The following is an 18,317-nucleotide window of genomic DNA, read 5'->3' as shown; positions in this document are numbered from 1 at the left end:
TCAGGCGGTCTCGGTGCCGCCGAGGTGGTGGACGCGGACCATGTTGGTGGTGCCGGGGACGCCGGGGGGCGAGCCGGCGGTGATGACCATGGTGTCGCCGGCGTTGTAGCGCTGGAGCTTGAGGAGCTCGGCGTCGACGAGGTCGACCATGGCGTCCGTGGTCTCCACGAACGGGACGAGGAAGGACTCGACGCCCCAGCTCAGGGTGAGCTGGTTGCGGGTGCCCTCGTCGGTGGTGAAGGCGAGGATCTGCTGCTGCGTGCGGTAGCGGGAGAGGCGGCGGGCGGTGTCGCCGGACTGCGTGAAGGCGACCAGCGCCTTGCCGTCCAGGAAGTCGGCGATCTCGCAGGCCGCACGGGCGACGGAGCCGCCCTGGGTGCGCGGCTTCTTGCCCGGGACCAGGGGCTGGAGGCCCTTGGAGAGGAGCTCCTCCTCGGCCGCGGCGACGATCTTCGACATCGTCTTCACGGTCTCGATCGGGTAGGCGCCGACCGAGGACTCGGCCGACAGCATGACCGCGTCCGCGCCGTCCAGGATCGCGTTGGCGACGTCGCTCGCCTCGGCGCGGGTCGGACGCGAGTTGGTGATCATCGACTCCATCATCTGGGTCGCGACGATGACCGGCTTGGCGTTGCGGCGGCACATCTCCACCAGGCGCTTCTGCACCATCGGGACCCGCTCCAGCGGGTACTCGACGGCGAGGTCGCCGCGGGCCACCATGACCGCGTCGAAGGCCGCGACGACGGCCTCCATGTTCTCGACGGCCTGCGGCTTCTCGACCTTGGCGATGACGGGGACCCGGCGGCCCTCCTCGTCCATCACCTTGTGGACGTCCTTGACGTCGTTCGCGTCGCGGACGAAGGAGAGCGCGACCATGTCGCAGCCCATCCGCAGGGCGAAGCGGAGGTCGTCGACGTCCTTCTCCGACAGGGCCGGCACGTTGACGGCCGCGCCGGGCAGGTTGATGCCCTTGTGGTCGGAGACGACACCGCCCTCGATGACGATGGTCCGGACGCGCGGGCCCTCGACCTCGGTCACCCGGAGCTCGACGTTGCCGTCGTTGATGAGGATCTGGTCGCCCTTGGAGACGTCGCCGGGCAGACCCTTGTAGGTGGTGCCGCAGATCGACTTGTCCCCGGGGACGTCGTCGGTGGTGATGGTGAACTCGTCACCGCGCACCAGCTCGACCGGTCCCTCGGCGAAGGTCTCGAGGCGGATCTTGGGGCCCTGGAGGTCGGCGAGGACACCGACGGCCCGTCCGGTGTCGGCGGCGACCTGCCGGACGCGGTCGTACCGCTCCTGGTGTTCCGCCTGGGATCCGTGGCTGAAGTTGAATCGGGCCACGTTCATGCCGGCCTCGATGAGAGCCTTCAGCTGCTCATACGAGTCGACGGCGGGGCCCAGCGTGCAGACGATTTTGGAACGGCGCATGAGGCGGATCCTATCGGTTTGTTTCACTGCGGAATATTCCGTCTGGCGGAAAGTACAAATGGGCGCGGGCCCGCTCAGGCGTTCACTCGTTCGAGCTCTCGGTGCCGTGAACGAGCGCGTAACTCTGGCGCGCGATCTCCAGCTCCTCGTCCGTCGGCACCACGGCCACGACCACCCGCGCGTAGTTCGGCGAGATGATCCGCGCCTCGTCGGAACGCACGGAGTTGAGGTCCGCGTCCACCGCGAGCCCGAGCTCCTCCAGACCCGCGATCGCAGCCTCCCGCACCGGGGCCGCGTTCTCGCCGACCCCCGCCGTGAACACCACCGCGTCCACCCGGCCGAGCACCGCGTAGTACGCGCCGATGTACTTCTTCAGACGGTGGATGTAGACGTCGAAGGCGAGCGCGGCCCGCTCGTCGCCCTCGTCGACGCGGCGGCGGATCTCCCGCATGTCGTTGTCGCCGCACAGCCCCACCAGACCGGACTTCTTGTTCAGCAGCACGTCGATCTCGTCCGCCGACATGCCCGCCACCCGCTTGAGGTGGAAGGTGACCGCCGGGTCGATGTCGCCCGAGCGGGTGCCCATCACCAGGCCTTCGAGGGGCGTCAGCCCCATCGAGGTGTCCACGCACCGGCCGCCCGCCACCGCCGAGGCGGACGCGCCGTTCCCCAGGTGCAGCACGATCACGTTCACCTCCTCCGGCGCCTTGCCGAGCAGCTTCGCCGTCTCGCGCGACACGTACGCGTGTGACGTGCCGTGGAACCCGTACCGCCGGATCCGGTGCGCGTCGGCGGTCTCCCGGTCGATCGCGTACCGGGCCGCGGCCTCCGGCATCGTCGTGTGGAACGCGGTGTCGAAGACCGCCACCTGCGGCAGGTCGGGCCGCAGCGCCATCGCCGTACGGATGCCGGTGAGGTTCGCCGGATTGTGCAGCGGCGCCACCGGCACCAGCCGCTCGATCTCCGCGAGCACCTCGTCGTCGATCACCGTCGGCTGGGTGAACCGCAGCCCGCCGTGCACCACGCGGTGGCCGATCGCGGCCAGTTCGGGGGAGTCCAGGCCGAGCCCGTCCGCCGCAAGCTCCTCCGAGACCGCCTTCAGCGCGGCCGCGTGGTCCGCGATCGGACCGGTCGTCTCGCGCTTCTCGCCGCCCCCGCCCTGCAGCGGCGTGTGCACGAGCCGCGAGGTCGCCTCGCCGATCCGCTCGACGAGCCCCTGGGCGAGACGGCTGTCGTCGCCCATGTCGAGCAGCTGGTACTTCAGCGACGAGGAACCGGAGTTGAGGACGAGGACGCGGGTGGGCGCGCTCGCGGGAGGCGGCTGGGCGGTCATGCGGGGAGCTCCTGACCCTGGGAGGGGACCTGGGACTGGATCGCCGTGATGGCGACCGTGTTGACGATGTCGCTGACGAGCGCGCCCCGCGAGAGGTCGTTCACGGGCTTGCGCAGACCCTGGAGCACCGGGCCGACGGCCACGGCGCCGGCCGAGCGCTGCACGGCCTTGTAGGTGTTGTTGCCGGTGTTGAGGTCCGGGAAGATCAGCACGGACGCCTGCCCGGCCACCTCCGAATCCGGCAGCTTCGTCGCCGCCACGGACGGCTCGACGGCGGCGTCGTACTGGATCGGGCCCTCGATCCGCAGCTCCGGATGGGCCTCGCGGACCAGCTTCGTCGCCTCCCGCACCTTGTCGACGTCCGCGCCCGAGCCGGAGGTGCCCGTCGAGTACGAGAGCATCGCGATCCGCGGCTCCACGCCGAAGCGGGCCGCGGTGGCCGCCGACTGGGCCGCGATGTCCGCGAGCTGCTCGGCGTTCGGGTCCGGGTTGACCGCGCAGTCGCCGTACACGAGGACCTTGTCGGCCAGGCACATGAAGAACACCGAGGAGACGATCGAGGCGTCCGGCTTGGTCTTGATGATCTCGAAGGCCGGGCGGATCGTCGCCGCCGTCGAGTGCACCGAACCGGAGACCATGCCGTCGGCCAGACCCTCCTGGACCATCAGCGTGCCGAAGTAGTTGACGTCCGAGACGACGTCGTACGCGAGCTCCACGGTGACGCCCTTGTGGGCCCGCAGCGCCGCGTACTTCTCGGCGAACGAGTCGCGCAGCTCCGAGGTCTGCGGGTCGATCAGCTGCGTCCCGCCCAGGTCCACGCTCAGGTCGGCGGCCTTCTTGCGGATGGTCTCCACGTCGCCGAGCAGCGTCAGGTCGCACACGTCCCGGCGGATCAGGACGTCGGCGGCGCGCAGCACCCGCTCCTCGGTGCCCTCCGGGAGCACCACCCGGCGGCGGTCGGCCCGCGCCTGCTCCAGCAGCTCGTGCTCGAACATCATCGGGGTGACCCGGCCGCTGCGGGCGACCGAGACCCGCTTGAGGAGGTCGGCGGTGTCCACGTGCCGCTCGAAGAGGCCGAGGGCGGTCTCCGCCTTGCGCGGGGTGGCCGCGTTCAGCTTGCCTTCGAGGGCGAAGAGTTCGGTCGCGGTCGGGAAGCTGTTGCCGGCGACCGAGATGACCGGGGTGCCGGGCGCGAGGCGGGCCGCCAGGGTCAGGATCTCCTCGCTGGGCCGCTCGTTGAGGGTGAGCAGCACGCCGGCGATCGGCGGGGTGCCGGCCGAGTGCGCGGCGAGCGCGCCGACGACCAGGTCGGCCCGGTCCCCGGGGGTGACGACGAGACAGCCGGGCGTCAGCGCGTTGAGGAAGTTCGGCAGCATCGCGCCGCCGAACACGAAGTCCAGGGCGTCGCGCGCGAGGCCCGCGTCGTCGCCGAGGACCACGGACGCGCCGAGCGCGTGGGTGATCTGGGCGACGGTGGGCGCGGCGAGCGCCGGCTCGTCCGGCAGGACGTAGCAGGGTACGGGCAGCCGGGCGCCGAGCCGCTCGGCGATGGCCTCCCGGTCCTCGCCCGCCACCCGGTTGACGACCATCGCGAGGACGTCGCAGCCGAGTGCGTCGTACGCCCGGAAGGCGTTGCGGGCCTCGGCCCGTACGGACTCCGACGGCTGGCCCTTGCCGCCGACGACCGGTATGACGGAGGCGCCGAACTCGTTGGCGAGGCGGGCGTTGAGCGCGAGCTCGTCGGGGAGCTGGGTGGCGGCGAAGTCGGTGCCGAGGACGAGGACGACCTCGTAGTCGCGGGCGACCGCGTGGAACCGGTCGACCAGCTCGGACACCAGCGCGTCGGTGCCCCGCTCGGCCTGGAGGTCGGACGCCTCGTGGTAGTCCATGCCGTAGACCGTCGCGGGGTCCTGCGAGAGCCGGTAGCGGGCGCGCAGCAGGTCGAAGAGCCGGTCGGGGCCGTCGTGCACCAGGGGCCGGAACACCCCCACCCGGTCCACCTGGCGGGTGAGGAGCTCCATGACTCCCAGCTCGACGACCTGACGGCCGTCACCGCGGTCGATCCCGGTCACGTACACGCTGCGCGTCACGCCGTGGTCTCCTGTCCAGTCCTGCGGAAGGGGCCGAGCGGTGCCTCGCGGCACTTCGCGGCCCGTGCGTCAATCGACAGTGCTCAGAAAGCCCCGATAGGGCGGCATTACCCCCTTGACAATACCTCCGCTGATGGTTACGTCGCCCGCCGGGCGAAGGGCCCGAAGCCCGGGACGAAAGGCCTCCGCGCGTCCCTCCGGAGGGACGCGCGGAAGGACGACGAGCACGGCCGCCAGGTCCGTCGTGTGAGAATTGCCGAGGCTCACCCCGGACCGCGACCGAGCAGGAGACACAGCACGATGCGCATCGGAGTTCTCACCGCAGGCGGCGACTGCCCCGGCCTGAACGCAGTGATCCGGTCGGTCGTGCACCGGGCGCTGACCGGCCACGACGACGAAGTCATCGGCTTCGAGGACGGGTTCAAGGGCCTCCTCGACGGCCACTACCGCCCCCTCGACCTCAACGCCGTCAGCGGCATCCTGGCCCGCGGCGGCACCATCCTCGGCTCGGCCCGCCTGGAGCGGAACCGGCTGCGCGAGGCCGCCGAGTCCGCCCCCGACCTGGCCCGGCAGTACGGCATCGACGTCCTCATCCCGATCGGCGGCGAAGGCACCCTGACCGCCGCCCGGATGCTCTCCGACGCCGGCATGCCCGTCGTCGGCGTCCCGAAGACCATCGACAACGACATCTCCTCCACGGACCGCACCTTCGGCTTCGACACCGCCGTCGGCGTCGCCACCGAGGCGATGGACCGCCTCAAGACCACCGCCGAGTCCCACCAGAGGGTGATGGTCGTCGAGGTGATGGGCCGCCACGCCGGCTGGATCGCCCTGGAGTCCGGCATGGCCGGCGGCGCCCACGGCATCTGCCTGCCCGAGCGCCCCTTCCAGGTCGACGACCTCGTCAAGATGGTCGAGGAGCGCTTCGCCCGCGGCAAGAAGTTCGCCGTCATCTGCGTCGCCGAGGGCGCGCACCCGGCCGAGGGCTCCATGGACTACAAGAAGGGCGAGATCGACCAGTTCGGTCACGAGCGCTTCCAGGGCATCGGCAACCAGCTCGCCGTCGAGCTGGAGCGGCGCCTCGGCAAGGAGGCCCGCCCTGTCATCCTCGGCCACGTCCAGCGCGGCGGCACGCCGACCGCGTACGACCGGGTGCTCGCCACCCGCTTCGGCTGGCACGCCGTCGAGGCGGCGCACCGCGGCGACTTCGGCCGGATGACGGCCCTGCGCGGCACCAACGTCGAGATGGTGCCCCTGGCCGAGGCCGTCACCCAGCTCAAGACGGTCCCCGCGGACCGCATGCGCGAGGCCGAGTCCGTCTTCTGACCCGCCGCCCGGCGCGGCCCGTACGACAGGGCCCTCCGGCCGGGCCCTCCGGCCCGGCCCGTCGGGACCTCCGTCCCGACCCGTCCCGGATCCCGACCGGGACCCGGACCCCGAGAGTGGCCCCGACCGTCCCCCCGTGGACGGTCGGGGCCACTCGGCTGTACGGGGCGACCCCCGCCCCCGCGGAATCGCCGGATTCCACTCTTGAGTCCGGGCCCGAGATCAACAAGGCTTGGGGCCTGTCCCGGACATGTCCCAACACTGTCCGGCGGAGGGGGGAGACGCGATGACGCCGGGGGAACGGGCCCCAGACCCGCGGAAGGCACGGACCCCCGCGGAGTTCCTCGCACGGCTCCAAGCCCTCAAGGACTGGTCCGGCCTGACCTACCGCGACCTCTCCGCCCGCGCGGAGGCACGCGGCGACGTCCTGCCCCGCTCCACCATGGCCAACATGCTCGCCCGCCCCACCCTGCCCCGCGACGCACTCCTCACCACCTTCGTCCGCGCCTGCGGCGCCACCCCGGAGGACCTGGAGACCTGGCGGACGGTCCGCGGACGCCTCGCGCGCGGCGCGCGACAGCCGGCGGGTACGGGGGAGAGGGAAGCGGCGGGGGGTCCGGGCGGCTCGGACGGGCCTGACGCGCCGCCGGTCGTGCCCTCCTGGCCCGGCGAGCCGCCGGTGAAGGAGGCGGACGGGGCGCGCGGCCCCAGGTCGCGGATACGCAGGACGCTCGTCGCGGCGGTCGCGCTGGCCGGGCTCGTACTCGCCGGGGTCAGCGTCGTCGCCGTCCTGAAGGACGGGCACGGCGGGCATCCGCCCCGTACGGTCACGGCGCCGGCCGCCGGGGACGTACGCATCCGGGTCGTCGGCACGGACCACTGCCTCGGCGAGCGGCGCGGGGACCGGACCGGCCGGATCCACCAGGTGCCGTGCGCGGGCGCGGGCGTCCCGCTCTACTCGCTGAGGGAGACCGGCGGGGGCCGGTGGAGGATCGTCTCGGACCACCCCGACTACGGCCCCGGCTGCTCCGGCATACCCTCGGGCGGCCGGATACCCGGCGCCGCCTTCGAGGACTCCGAGTGCGGCGACCCGAGCCGGGTCGAGGAGTTCACCCTGGAGCCGTACGGCACCCCCGTCGAGGGCTACCGGATCGTCCCGGTCGGCTCCGCGACGCCCGGCAGCTGCGTCACCGTCACCGGCGACCGCACGGCCGCCTGGGCCCGGCTGGCCCAGGCACCCTGCGCAGCGGACGCCGCCGGCCAGCTCTTCGACTTCGACCGCCGGGACTGAACGGACCGGACGGGCGGCGCGGTCGTCCTCGGCGTGGCTCCCTGGGCGGGGGGCGTCCTCGGCGGAGGGGTCGGGTCCAGCGGAGGGTAGCCCTCGGTGAGGGGCCGGCCTCGGCGGAGGGGCGCCCTCGACGCGTTCGCCCTCGACGCGTTCGCCCTCGGCGCGTTCGCCCTCGACGTGTTCGCCTTCGGCGGGGGCGTCCTCGGTGAGGGCGCCGTCAGCGGAGGGCGGCCAGCGCGCGTTCGGCGATCTGCACGGCCTCCGGTTCGCACGTCTTCGCGGGGTCCGCCACGTCGTCCCCGAAGGAGACCGCGGCGCGGACGACGAGGTTGCCGTCGCGCACCTGGAGCGAGCAGTCCTCGTAGTCGGACGGCGGCGCCCAGTACGCCTCGTCGCCGAAGGAGAGGTCCGCGGCCCGGCCGCCGGTGGACTGCTGGGCGAAGTCGGCGCGTTGGCGGTCCGTCGCGGCGCCCCTCGTGGCGGTGGGGAGCTTCAGGTTCCACCAGATCTCGGCGGTCTTGCCGCTCTTGTCGTCCGGCTTTCCGGCGGACCAGAAGCAGCGTGTTTCCGGGCCTTCGGCGCGGACGACGGAGAAGTCCCGTTGCGCCTCCCGCTCGTACGACGGCAGCTGGAGCGTCGACTCCGCGCAGGTGGGCAGGGCGCGGTACGTGTCGTCCGCGGGCCTCAGCAGGAAGTACCCGCCGACGCCGGCCCCCGCCACGACGAGCAGCCCCGCGGTCACGAGAGCGAGGGCCCTTCCGCGCCTCCGCCGGGGCGCCGGCGGCTGGGCGTCCTGCGCGGTCGCGGGGCCCCGGGCCGGGGCGGTCACGGTCGCCACGGCGGGAGCGGAGGCCGCGGCGGCGGCCGGTGAGGCGGCGGGTGAGACGGGGGGAACGGCCGAAACCGCGGCCGGTGAGGCGGCGGGAACGGCCTGATGGGCGGGAGCGGCCGGAACGGCGGTCGGACCGGCCGTGGGTGAGGCGGCGGGTGTGGCGGTGGCGGGGGCGGCGTCGACCGGTGCCGGTGCCGGTGCCGGTGCCGGTTCCGGTACGGGCGGGCGGCGGGGCGGTACGACGAGTGTGGGCTCCCGGCCGGGTGGCCCGTCGAGCAACGCGGCGATACGGGACTGCTGTTCGGTGACCATCGTGTGGACCGCCGGGGGCCAGACGCGGGCGGCGGGCGCGACCGGGCCGAGGAGTTCGATGAGACGGGCCGGGGTGGGCCGGGCGGTCGGGTCCTTGGCGAGGCACTCCTCGACGATCCCGCGCAGTCCGGCGGGCACGCCGCCCAGATCGGGCTCCCCGTGCACGACGTTGGACAGGATCCGGAAGGTCGACGTGCCGGCGAACGGGGAGTCGCCGGTCAGCGCGAGCACCAGGATCGCGCCGAGCGAGAACACGTCGCTGGCGGGGGTGAGTTCCCTGCTCTCCGCCTGCTCGGGCGACATGAACGGCGGCGAGCCGATCACCCAGCCGGTCTGGGTCAGCCGTGTCGGCTCCGCGCCGCCGTCGGGCTCCGCCGCCCGCGCGATGCCGAAGTCGATGACCCGGACCCCGTCCTCCGCGAGCAGGACGTTCTCCGGCTTGAGGTCACGGTGGATCAGCCCCACCCGGTGGATCTCGACCAGCGCCGTCGCCAGTCCGAGGGCGAGCCTGCGCACGGCCGCCTCGGGCAGCGGACCGGCCTCCCGCACCACCGACCCCAGCGAGGGTCCGGTCACGAACACCGAGGCGAGCCAGGGGAGTTCGGCGTCCGCGTCGGCGTCCATCACGGCCGCCGTGTACGCGCCGGACACCCGTCGGGACGCGGCGACCTCGCGCCGGAAGCGGGCCCGGAAGTCGGCGTCGGACGCGAACCGGGCGTGCACCAGCTTGACGGCCGCCAGCCGGCCGTCGTGGGCCGCGCCCAGCAGCACCCGGCCCATGCCCCCGTGGCCGAGCTCGGCGAGCAGCCGGTACGGACCGACCCGTCTCGCCTCGGAGTCGTCGAGCGGTTCCATCGCAAGCCCCCCACGGCGCCGCGGCGCCCTCTGTCCCGTCCCACCGCCCGCCCGGCCCCGTGCCCTCCGCCGCGAACGCGGCAAGATCCTACTGACTCCGCAGGCCCCGGGCGGGCGCCAAGGGGGTGTCCTGTCGATCGGGCCTGAGTCCGGCCCGATCGACAGGACCGGCTACGGGCCTTCCACCAGGCGGGCCCTGAGCCTCACCACCACCGCCGGGTCGAGCCCGACGTGGCCGGTGACGTATCCGTACACCGAGCCGTGCCGTTCGCGCAGGTCGGCGAGGAAGAGGCGGATGATCTCGGCGGGGGCGCGGCCGTAGCCGGGCCAGCGGAGTTCGCGGCCCGGGTGGGCGGCGTGCCAGTCGGCGACGAGGCGCTCGGTGGCCAGCTCGGTGAGGGCGAAGTCGGCGAGGACGTCCTCGTCGGGGACGTCGAGGAGGCCGAGGACGACGGCGGCGAGCAGCCCCGTGCGGTCCTTGCCCGAGGCGCAGTGGAAGACCAGCGGCCCGTCGGTCGCGGCGATGACCTCCAGCGCCGCACGGAGCTCCTCCGCACCGTCCTCGGCGACCTCGGCGAACCGGTCCGCGAGGTAGCGCCACGGGTCGACGTCCGGGTCGATCTCCGCCTGGTCGTACGGGCGGTGCTCGATGGAGAGGTTGTGCCAGACGATGCCCTCGGTCTCCGGCAGGCGCCCCTTCGCCTCGATCTCCCACGGGTAGCGCAGGTCGATCACGGCGGCCACGCCCAGCGCGCGGAACCGCTGCAGATCCGCCGGTTCGGCGTCCGCGAGCTTGGCCAGGGAGTCGGCGCGGTAGAGGGTCTCCCACCGCACGGTCCCGCCGTCGGCGGTCCGATAGCCGCCCAGGTCACGGAAGTTGTGAAGTCGTTCGAAGGGTATGTGTCGTTTCACGGATGCCAATCTACGACCCGGGATCCCGGTGATCCAGGAAGCCCGCCGCCGCCCGGACGCGGTAGTCGATCAAGGAACCCCTCCCGCCCGGGGATGATCGACAAGGCCCCCTCAGGAACCCACCGCCGCCCAGAAGTGGCCGGTGATGCCGTCGAGGTACGCGCGGCCCTCGTCGCCGGTCGCGCCCGACGCGCCCCAGCTGCTGGTGGCGGCCATCCGGGCGTGGTAGTCGGTGTGGAGCCGCTGGAGCACGGACTCCAGGGTCCGCTTGGGCAGCGGCAGCATCTTCACGGCCGGTTTCACGTAGGCCTGCCAGCGGGTGGTGGCGGCGTCCCGCAGCAGCTCGGCGAGGGACTCGTCGCCGCCGGTCGCCGTGACGAGGGCGCGCGGGCCGAGGCCGAGGACCTCGGCGAGGGCGGCCGTCTGGCGCTCGGTGCCGCGCCACCGGCCCTCGTCCTCCATGCGCTGGTACGCGTGCGCGGCCACGCCGACGCGGCGGGCCAGCTCCTCGGAGGCGAGCCCGCGGGCCATCCGGTGCTCGCGGAGGGTGGAGGCGGTGGCGATCAGCTCGGCGGGGGAGCACCACAGGACGCCCGCGAGGGCCGTGAGCTCCTGTTCGCCGGGGACGGCCCGGCCGCGCTCCCAGGCGGCGACGGTGTCGGGGTTGACGAGGATGCCGTACTGGGCGCGCAGGCCGTAGGCGACGTGGCCGTGGGCCATGCCGAGGGCCTCGCGCAGCCGGCGCGCGGCCTGGGCGTCGAAGGGTGGGGAGGGTTGGTGCACCCGGCCACCGTAGGTGCGGAGTGTGACGGCTGGCTACGGTTCGTTCGCCCAACGTGCGAGGTCGTAGGAACGTCGGAACCGATCAGTAACCGCGGGCCCGTCCGTCGAGCCAGCGGTACTGGAGCTCCGGCCGCCCTATCTGCCCGTACTGCGGCGCCCGCACCGCCCGGCCCTCGGTGACCAGGTGCTCCAGATACCGGCGTGCGGTGATCCGGGAGATCCCGACCGCCGTCCCCGCCTCGGCCGCCGTGAGCCCGGCCGGCGTGCCCCGCAGGGTGCGGGTGACCGACTCCAGGGTCGGCCCGCTGAGACCCTTGGGAAGCGTGGCCGGCCGCGGGGCCCGCAGCGCGGCGAGCGCCCGGTCCACCTCGTCCTGCCCGGAGGCCTCCCCGGCCGCCGCCCGGAACTCCGCGTACCGGGCGAGCCGGTCCCGCAGGGTCGCGAAGGCGAACGGCTTCAGGACGTACTGCACGACGCCCAGTGACACGCCCTCCCGGACGATCGCCAGGTCGCGGGCCGACGTCACGGCGATCACGTCCGCCGCGTGCCCGGCCGCCCGCAGCGCCCGCAGCAGCTGGAGCCCGTGCCCGTCCGGCAGGTACAGGTCCAGGAGGATCAGGTCGACCGGCGTCCGGTCGAGGATCCGCACCGCGGCGGCCCGCGAGTGCGCCACCCCGACGACGGTGAACCCCTCGACCCGCCCCGCGTACAGCGCGTGCGCGTCCGCCGCGACGGGATCGTCCTCGACGACGAGGACCCGCAAGGGCGCGGCGCTCACCGTCTCACCCCTGCCGCGGTGGCGCCGGACGTGGCGTCGCCGGAGGTGGTGCCGCCATGCACGGTGGCGCCGGACGTGGCGTCGCCGGAGGTGGTGTCGCCATGCACGGTGGATCCGGACGTGGTGTCGCCATGCTTGGTGGATCCGGACGTGGTGTCGCCGGACGTGGTGCCGTCCGCCGCGGCCGCCGAGCCCGGCAGGGGCAGGGGCAGGGGTAGCGGCAGTGGCAGCCGTACGGTGAACTCCGCGCCGCCCGCCGCCGCGTCCGTGAGGGTCAGGGTGCCGGAGGCGCGGGAGACGGCCTGGGCGACGAGGGCGAGACCCAGACCGCGACCGGGGCCCCGGGTCGACCAGCCGCGGCCGAGGGCGGCGTCGCGGTCGGCCGGACGGACCCCCGGACCGTTGTCGCCGACGCGCAGGAGGAGTTCGCCGTCACCGGTCCGGGCGGCGACGGTGACCGTCACCCGCGCGTGCGGGGTGCCGCCGGCGGCCTCGACCGCGTTGTCGATGAGATTGCCGAGGATCGTCACCAGGTCCCGCGAGGGCAGCGCCGCCGGCACCCGGCCGTCGTCGATGCGGCTGTCCTCGGTGAGCACCAGCTCCACCCCCCGCTCGTTGGCCTGCGCCGCCTTGCCGAGCAGCAGCGCCGCGAGCACCGGCTCACCGACGGCGTCCACGACCCGGTCGGTCAGGGCCTGGGCGAGTTCGAGCTCGGCCGTCGCGAACTCCACCGCCTCCGCCACCCGGCCGAGCTCGATGAGCGAGACGACCGTGTGCAGCCGGTTCGCCGCCTCGTGCGCCTGCGAGCGGAGCGCCTCGGTGAAGCCCCGCTCGGAGTCCAACTCGCCCGACAATGCCTGGAGTTCCGTCCGGTCCCGAAGCGTGACGACGGTGCCGTGCCGCTCCCCGCCCACCACCGGGCGGGTGTTCACGACGAGGACCCGGTCGGCCGTCAGGTGCGTCTCGTCGACGCGCGGCTCCGAGGAGAGCAGCGCTCCCGTCAGGGGCGCGGGCAGGCCGAGTTCGGCCGCCGGCCGGCCGACGACCCCGTCGTCCAGGCCGAGCAGTTCCCGCGCCCCGTCGTTGATCAGGGCGATCCGCCGCCGGCCGTCGAGCATCACGAGCCCCTCCCTGACCGCGTGCAGCGCGGCCTCGTGGTAGTCGTGCATCCGGCTCAGTTCCTTCGCGTTCATGCCGTGCGTGTGACGGCGCAGGCGCGCGTTCACCACGTACGTCCCCGCCCCGCCGAGCGCGAGTGCCGCGCCCGCCATGCCGAGCAGGGCGGTCACCTGCTCCCGCACCTGCTCGCTGATCCTCTCGATGGTGATGCCCGCGCTGACCAGGGCGACCACCCGGCCGTCGGCGTACACCGGCGCGACCGTCCGCACGGAAGGCCCGAGCACCCCGAGATGCGTCTCGGAGTAGAGGCGCCCCTGCCGCGCCTCCTCGATGTGACCGAGGTACGTCCGCCCGATCTGCTCCGGCTCCGGATGCGTCCACCGGGTGCCGTCCGGCGCCATGATCACCACGAAGGCGACGTCCGCGTGCCGCCGCAGCGACTCGGTGTACGGCTGGAGCACGGCCGTCGGGTCGGCGGACCGCGCGGCGGCCGCCACGGCGGGGGAGTCCGCCACCGCCGCCGCGGTCGCCGTGGACTGGCGGCGCGCCGTCTCCTCGGCCTGCGCCCGGTCCGTGACGTACGCGAAGAACGCGCACCCCGCCACGACGACGGCCACCAGCACGACCTGCATCGCGAAGAGCTGGCCGGCCAGGCTGCGGGGGCGGGGGAGGGGGAGGCGCATGCGGGTAAGTGTGCACGGCGGAGTTTGCGCCGGGGCATCGCGTTCCCGAATCGTTCTCTTCCCGATCGTCCCCTTCGTCCCCCTCCCCGCACCGCCGTCGTGAACGAAACGCACGCAACCGTGACCCGGGTCACAGGCTGCTGGATAGTCGCGGATGTCCACCGGGACGTGGACATTCCACCAGCACGAGGAGGACCCCGTGGCCGCACGACGGGACCGCACCCACTATCTGTATCTGGCCGTCATCGGCGCCGTACTGCTCGGCATCGCGGTCGGCTTTCTGGCGCCCGGCGTCGCCGTCGAGCTCAAGCCGCTGGGCACCGGGTTCGTCAACCTGATCAAGATGATGATCTCGCCGATCATCTTCTGCACGATCGTCCTCGGCGTCGGCTCGGTCAGGAAAGCCGCCAAGGTCGGCGCCGTCGGCGGCCTCGCCCTCGGCTACTTCCTCGTGATGTCGACCGTCGCACTCGCGATCGGCCTCGTCGTCGGCAACCTCCTGGAACCCGGCTCCGGACTCCACCTCACCCCGGAGATCGCCGAGGCCGGCGCCAAGCAGGCCGAAGGCGCGAGCGAGACCACGGCGGACTTCCTCCTCGGCATCATCCCCACCACCCTCGTCTCCGCCTTCACCGGCGGCGAAGTCCTCCAGACGCTCCTCGTCGCCCTCCTCGCCGGCTTCGCCCTCCAGGCCATGGGCAGCGCCGGAGAGCCCGTCCTGCGCGGCATCGGCCACATCCAGCGGCTCGTCTTCCGCATCCTCGGCATGATCATGTGGGCCGCCCCCGTCGGGGCGTTCGGCGCCATCGCCGCCGTCGTCGGCGCGACCGGGGCCGCCGCCCTCAAGTCGCTCGCCGTCATCATGATCGGCTTCTACCTGACCTGCGGGCTCTTCGTCTTCGTCGTCCTCGGCGCCATCCTCCGGCTCGTCGCCGGCGTCAACATCTGGTCCCTCCTCAAGTACCTCGGCCGCGAGTTCCTCCTCATCCTCTCCACCTCGTCCTCGGAGTCGGCCCTCCCCCGCCTCATCGCCAAGATGGAGCACCTCGGCGTCAGCAAGCCCGTCGTCGGCATCACCGTCCCGACCGGCTACTCCTTCAACCTCGACGGCACCGCCATCTACCTCACCATGGCCTCCCTCTTCACCGCCGAGGCCATGGGCGACCCCCTCTCCCTCTCCGAGCAGATCTCCCTCCTCGTCTTCATGATCATCGCCTCCAAGGGCGCCGCCGGCGTCACCGGCGCCGGCCTCGCCACCCTCGCCGGCGGCCTCCAGTCCCACCGCCCCGAACTCGTCGACGGCGTCGGTCTCATCGTCGGCATCGACCGCTTCATGAGCGAAGCCCGCGCCCTCACCAACTTCGCCGGCAACGCCGTCGCCACCGTCCTCATCGGCACCTGGACCAAAGAGATCGACACCACCCGCGTCACCCAAGTCCTCGCCGGCCACCTCCCCTTCGACGAACAAACCCTCCTCGACGACCACACCCCCACCCCCCTCCCCGACCAACGCGCCGACACCGGCGACGAAAAAGCCCGAACCGGCGTCTGACCCCTCCCCAGGCCGTGGCCGTTCCCGGGCCGTGGCCTTCCCCGGGCCCCGGCCTTCCCGGGGCCCGGCTTTCCCGGGGGCCCGGCTTTCCCGGGGGCCCGGCTTTCCCGGGGGCCCGGCCCTTCCCGGGGGCCCGGCCCTTCCCGGGCCCGAGCCCTCACCTCGCCCGAGCTTCAATCCGGGCCCGAGCCCGCCTGCGGGCGGCGCCCGTCCCGCCACTTGCGCCCGCTGCGCGGGCGGAGCGCCGCAGGCAGCCGCGGTGCGGGCCGTGGCCCCGCCCCCTGCCCGCCCGCCGCCGTGTGGGCCGGGGCCCCGCCCTCCGGCCGCCCACCCGCCGTAGAGGCCAACGCCCCCACCCCTGCGCGGGCTGGCTCCCCCACCCCGTCGCCCACCCCCGTGTGGGCTGGCGCCCCTACCCCGTCGCCCACCCCCGTGTGGGCAATCGTCCCGCTGGGGCGGGACGGGTGGGCACACGGGACGGCGCCCCCTGCCGGGCCAAGGCTTCCGCGCCTGAGCCCGCACCCCGTGTGCGGCACCGTCGTGGGTTGTGCCCACCCGTTCCGCCCCTGCGGAACAGCTGCCCACAACCCAGGTGACAGCCGGAAGGGTCGAAGCCCACAACCCCAAGCGCGGCTGGGAAGGCGCGGCCCGCGACCCGGGTGGCGGCCGGGCGGGGTGCAGCCAAGGGCGGCTGGGAAGGCGCGGCCCATAACCCGGGTGGCGGCCGGGATGGGCGTAGCCCGCAACCCAAGGGCGGCCGAGAAGAGGCGGCCCGCGACCAAGGTGACAGCTGGGAGGGTCGAAGCCCGCAACCCCAGGGCGGCTGGGAAGGCGCGGCCCATAACCTGGGTGGCGGCCGGGAGGGGCGTAGCCCACAACCCCAGCGCGGCTGGGAAGGCGCGGCCCATAACCTGGGTGGCGGCCGGGAGGGGCGTAGCCCACAACCCCAGCGCGGCTGGGAAGGCGCGGCCCATAACCCGGGTGGCGGCCGGGAGGGGCGTAGCCCGCAACCCAAGGGCGGCCGAGAAGAGGCGGCCCGCGACCAAGGTGACAGCTGGGAGGGGCGAAGCCCGCAACCCCAGGGCGGCTGGGAAGGCGCAGCCCCAAGCCCGGGTGGCGGCCGGGCGGGGTGTAGCCAAGGGCTGCCGAGAAGGCGCGGCCCATAACCCGGGTGGCGGCCGGGAGGGGCGTAGCCCGCAACCCAAGGGCGGCCGAGAAGAGGCGGCCCGCGACCAAGGTGACAGCTGGGAGGGGCGAAGCCCGCAACCCCAGGGCGGCTGGGAAGGCGCAGCCCCAAGCCCGGGTGGCGGCCGGGCGGGGTGTAGCCAAGGGCATCCGAAAAGGCGCTGCTCATAACCTTGGCGGCGGCTGGCAAGGCGCGGCCCGCAGCCCGGGTGGCTGCTGGGAGGGGCGTAGCCCCACAACCGAAGCGCGGCTGGGAACACGCGGCCCGCAACCTGGGTGGCAGTCGGGATGGGCGTAGCCCACAGCCAAGGGCGGCTGGGAAGGCGCGGCCCGCAACCCAGGTGATGGGAGCGCGGCCCGCAAGCTCGGGAGCGACGGCAGGGGGCGCGGCCCGCAGCCGGTGGGGGGCGCGGCCCGCGAGAGGGCATCGCGGCGGGCGGATGCGCGGCCCGCGACGCAGCGCGAGTCCCGGGTCTTGAGCCGGATCCGGGCCTCGGGGGAAGGGCGGCCCGGAGGGAGTGCGGGCCGCTCTTCTCACTTGGTGGAGGCCGGGGCGGTGGCGTTCAGCGCGGAGAGTTCGGCTGCCGAGAGGGACAGGTCCGCCGCTTCCGCCGAGTCCCGTACCGTCGAAGGCCGGCTCGCCCCCGGGATCGGGAGAACGGTGGCGGAGCGGGTGAGGAGCCAGGCGAGGGCGACCTGCTGGGGGCTGACGCGGCGGGAGCGGGCCACTCGGTGGAAGGCGCCGAACTGCGGATCCTCCTCTTGGGCGGAGGTGCCGTCCAGGGAGCTTCGGGAGATGCCGCCGAGGGGGCTCCAGGGGAGGAAGGCGAGTCCGAGGTCGGCGCAGAGGCGGAGTTCGGCCTCGCTGTCGCGCACCGCGGGGGAGTAGCGGTTCTGTACGGAGACGAGGCGGTCGCCGAGGATCTCGCGGGCCAGGAGGATCTGCGGGGAGTCGACGTTCGAGATACCGGCGAGGCGGATGGTGCCGGCGTCGAGGAGGTCCCGTACCGCGCCGAGGGATTCGGCGTACGGGACGGAAGGGTCGGGCTTGTGGAGTTGGTAGAGGCCGATGCTGTCGACGCCGAGCCGCAGCGCCGAGGCCTCGGCTGCCCGGCGTAGGTGTTCGGGCCGCCCGTCGACCGTCCAGCCGCCGTCGGGGGTGCGTCCCCGGCCGCCCTTGGTCGCCACGAGGACGTGGTCCGTGGGGCCTGGGTAGGACATCAGGGCCCGGGCGACGAGGAGTTCGCCGTCGCCGGGGGCGCCGCCCGGCGGGTGGTAGGAGTCGGCGGTGTCGAGGAGGGTGACCCCTGCGTCGAGTGCCGCGTGGAGGGTGGCGACGGCCCGGTCCTCGTCGGGCCGGCCCTCGATGGAGAGGGGCATCGTGCCGAATCCGACCGCCCCGACCCGCACGTCCCCGAGCATCCGGTACCGCATCAGAGCACCGCCCCGGCGGCGTCCGCGGCCGCGCCCCCGGCAGCGGACGCGACGGCGTCCCCGGCCCAGCCCCCGGATGCCGACCCGCCGGTATCCCCAGCTGTGCCTCCGGCACCACCCCCGGCACCACCCCCGGCACCATCCCCGGCCGTGCCTCCGGCAGCGTCCCCGGCACCATCCCCGGCCGTGCCTCCGGCAGCGTCCCCGGCACCATCCCCGGCCGTGCCTCCGGCAGCGTCCCCGGCACCATCCCCGGCCGTGCCTCCGGCAGCGTCCCCGGCACCATCCCCGGCCGTGCCTCCGGCAGCGTCCCCGGCACCATCCCCGGCCGTGCCTCCGGCAGCGTCCCCGGCACCATCCCCGGCCGTGCCTCCGGCAGCGTCCCCGGCACCATCCCCGGC

At 73.8% G+C, this 18,317-nt stretch carries 12 protein-coding genes; 3 read left to right on the top strand and 9 right to left on the bottom strand.

The window, feature by feature from the left end:
* The 3 genes from pyk to pta form a co-directional block, all read right to left on the bottom strand.
* Complete coding sequence (pyk, locus tag MRBLMG1_RS07345) at positions 1-1,431, bottom strand: pyruvate kinase (protein ID WP_367821929.1); 1,431 nt, start codon at positions 1,429-1,431, stop codon at positions 1-3.
* 82 nt (positions 1,432-1,513) lie between these two features.
* The gene (locus tag MRBLMG1_RS07340; protein WP_367821927.1) at positions 1,514-2,764 is read right to left on the bottom strand and encodes an acetate kinase; all 1,251 of its coding nucleotides are present in this window, start codon (positions 2,762-2,764) and stop codon (positions 1,514-1,516) included.
* A complete protein-coding gene (pta, locus tag MRBLMG1_RS07335; RefSeq protein WP_367821926.1) occupies positions 2,761-4,854 on the bottom strand; it encodes a phosphate acetyltransferase in 2,094 nt (697 codons plus the stop codon). Before pta ends, MRBLMG1_RS07340 begins: the two co-directional genes overlap by 4 nt.
* Positions 4,855-5,154: 300 nt before the next feature.
* Here pta and MRBLMG1_RS07330 point away from each other — a divergent pair, with 300 nt between their 5' ends.
* Positions 5,155-6,180 (top strand): ATP-dependent 6-phosphofructokinase, encoded by a 1,026-nt coding sequence (locus tag MRBLMG1_RS07330; protein WP_367821924.1) that lies wholly within the window; start codon positions 5,155-5,157, stop codon positions 6,178-6,180.
* Between the two features lie 286 nt (positions 6,181-6,466).
* Positions 6,467-7,471, top strand: coding sequence for an RICIN domain-containing protein (locus MRBLMG1_RS07325; protein WP_367821922.1), 1,005 nt, complete (start codon positions 6,467-6,469; stop codon positions 7,469-7,471).
* 217 nt (positions 7,472-7,688) lie between these two features.
* On the opposite strand, the gene MRBLMG1_RS07320 is transcribed toward MRBLMG1_RS07325, so the two are convergent.
* From MRBLMG1_RS07320 to MRBLMG1_RS07300, 5 genes are all read right to left on the bottom strand, one after another.
* A complete protein-coding gene (locus MRBLMG1_RS07320) occupies positions 7,689-9,470 on the bottom strand; it encodes a serine/threonine-protein kinase (protein ID WP_367821920.1) in 1,782 nt (593 codons plus the stop codon).
* Positions 9,471-9,641: 171 nt separating this feature from the next.
* Complete coding sequence (locus tag MRBLMG1_RS07315) at positions 9,642-10,382, bottom strand: tyrosine-protein phosphatase (protein WP_367821918.1); 741 nt, start codon at positions 10,380-10,382, stop codon at positions 9,642-9,644.
* 111 nt (positions 10,383-10,493) lie between these two features.
* Positions 10,494-11,102: a helix-turn-helix transcriptional regulator gene (locus MRBLMG1_RS07310; RefSeq protein ID WP_367822162.1), complete on the bottom strand. Its 609-nt coding sequence runs from the start codon at positions 11,100-11,102 to the stop codon at positions 10,494-10,496.
* Between the two features lie 145 nt (positions 11,103-11,247).
* A complete protein-coding gene (locus tag MRBLMG1_RS07305) occupies positions 11,248-11,943 on the bottom strand; it encodes a response regulator (protein WP_367821916.1) in 696 nt (231 codons plus the stop codon).
* Entirely contained in the window at positions 11,940-13,745 is a 1,806-nt protein-coding gene (locus MRBLMG1_RS07300) for a sensor histidine kinase (RefSeq protein ID WP_367821914.1), read from the bottom strand. Before MRBLMG1_RS07300 ends, MRBLMG1_RS07305 begins: the two co-directional genes overlap by 4 nt.
* A gap of 154 nt (positions 13,746-13,899) precedes the next feature.
* Here MRBLMG1_RS07300 and MRBLMG1_RS07295 point away from each other — a divergent pair, with 154 nt between their 5' ends.
* Positions 13,900-15,297 carry a cation:dicarboxylate symporter family transporter gene (locus tag MRBLMG1_RS07295; protein WP_414721506.1) on the top strand — a complete coding sequence of 466 codons (1,398 nt, stop codon included), beginning with the start codon at positions 13,900-13,902 and terminating at the stop codon, positions 15,295-15,297.
* 1,719 nt (positions 15,298-17,016) lie between these two features.
* On the opposite strand, the gene MRBLMG1_RS07290 is transcribed toward MRBLMG1_RS07295, so the two are convergent.
* Positions 17,017-17,916: an aldo/keto reductase gene (locus tag MRBLMG1_RS07290; protein ID WP_367821910.1), complete on the bottom strand. Its 900-nt coding sequence runs from the start codon at positions 17,914-17,916 to the stop codon at positions 17,017-17,019.
* Positions 17,917-18,317: the final 401 nt, after the last annotated feature.

The organism is Streptomyces sp. LMG1-1-1.1 (assembly GCF_040815545.1).
GTDB lineage: Bacteria > Actinomycetota > Actinomycetes > Streptomycetales > Streptomycetaceae > Streptomyces.
This window is presented reverse-complemented; position numbering and strand designations above follow the sequence as displayed.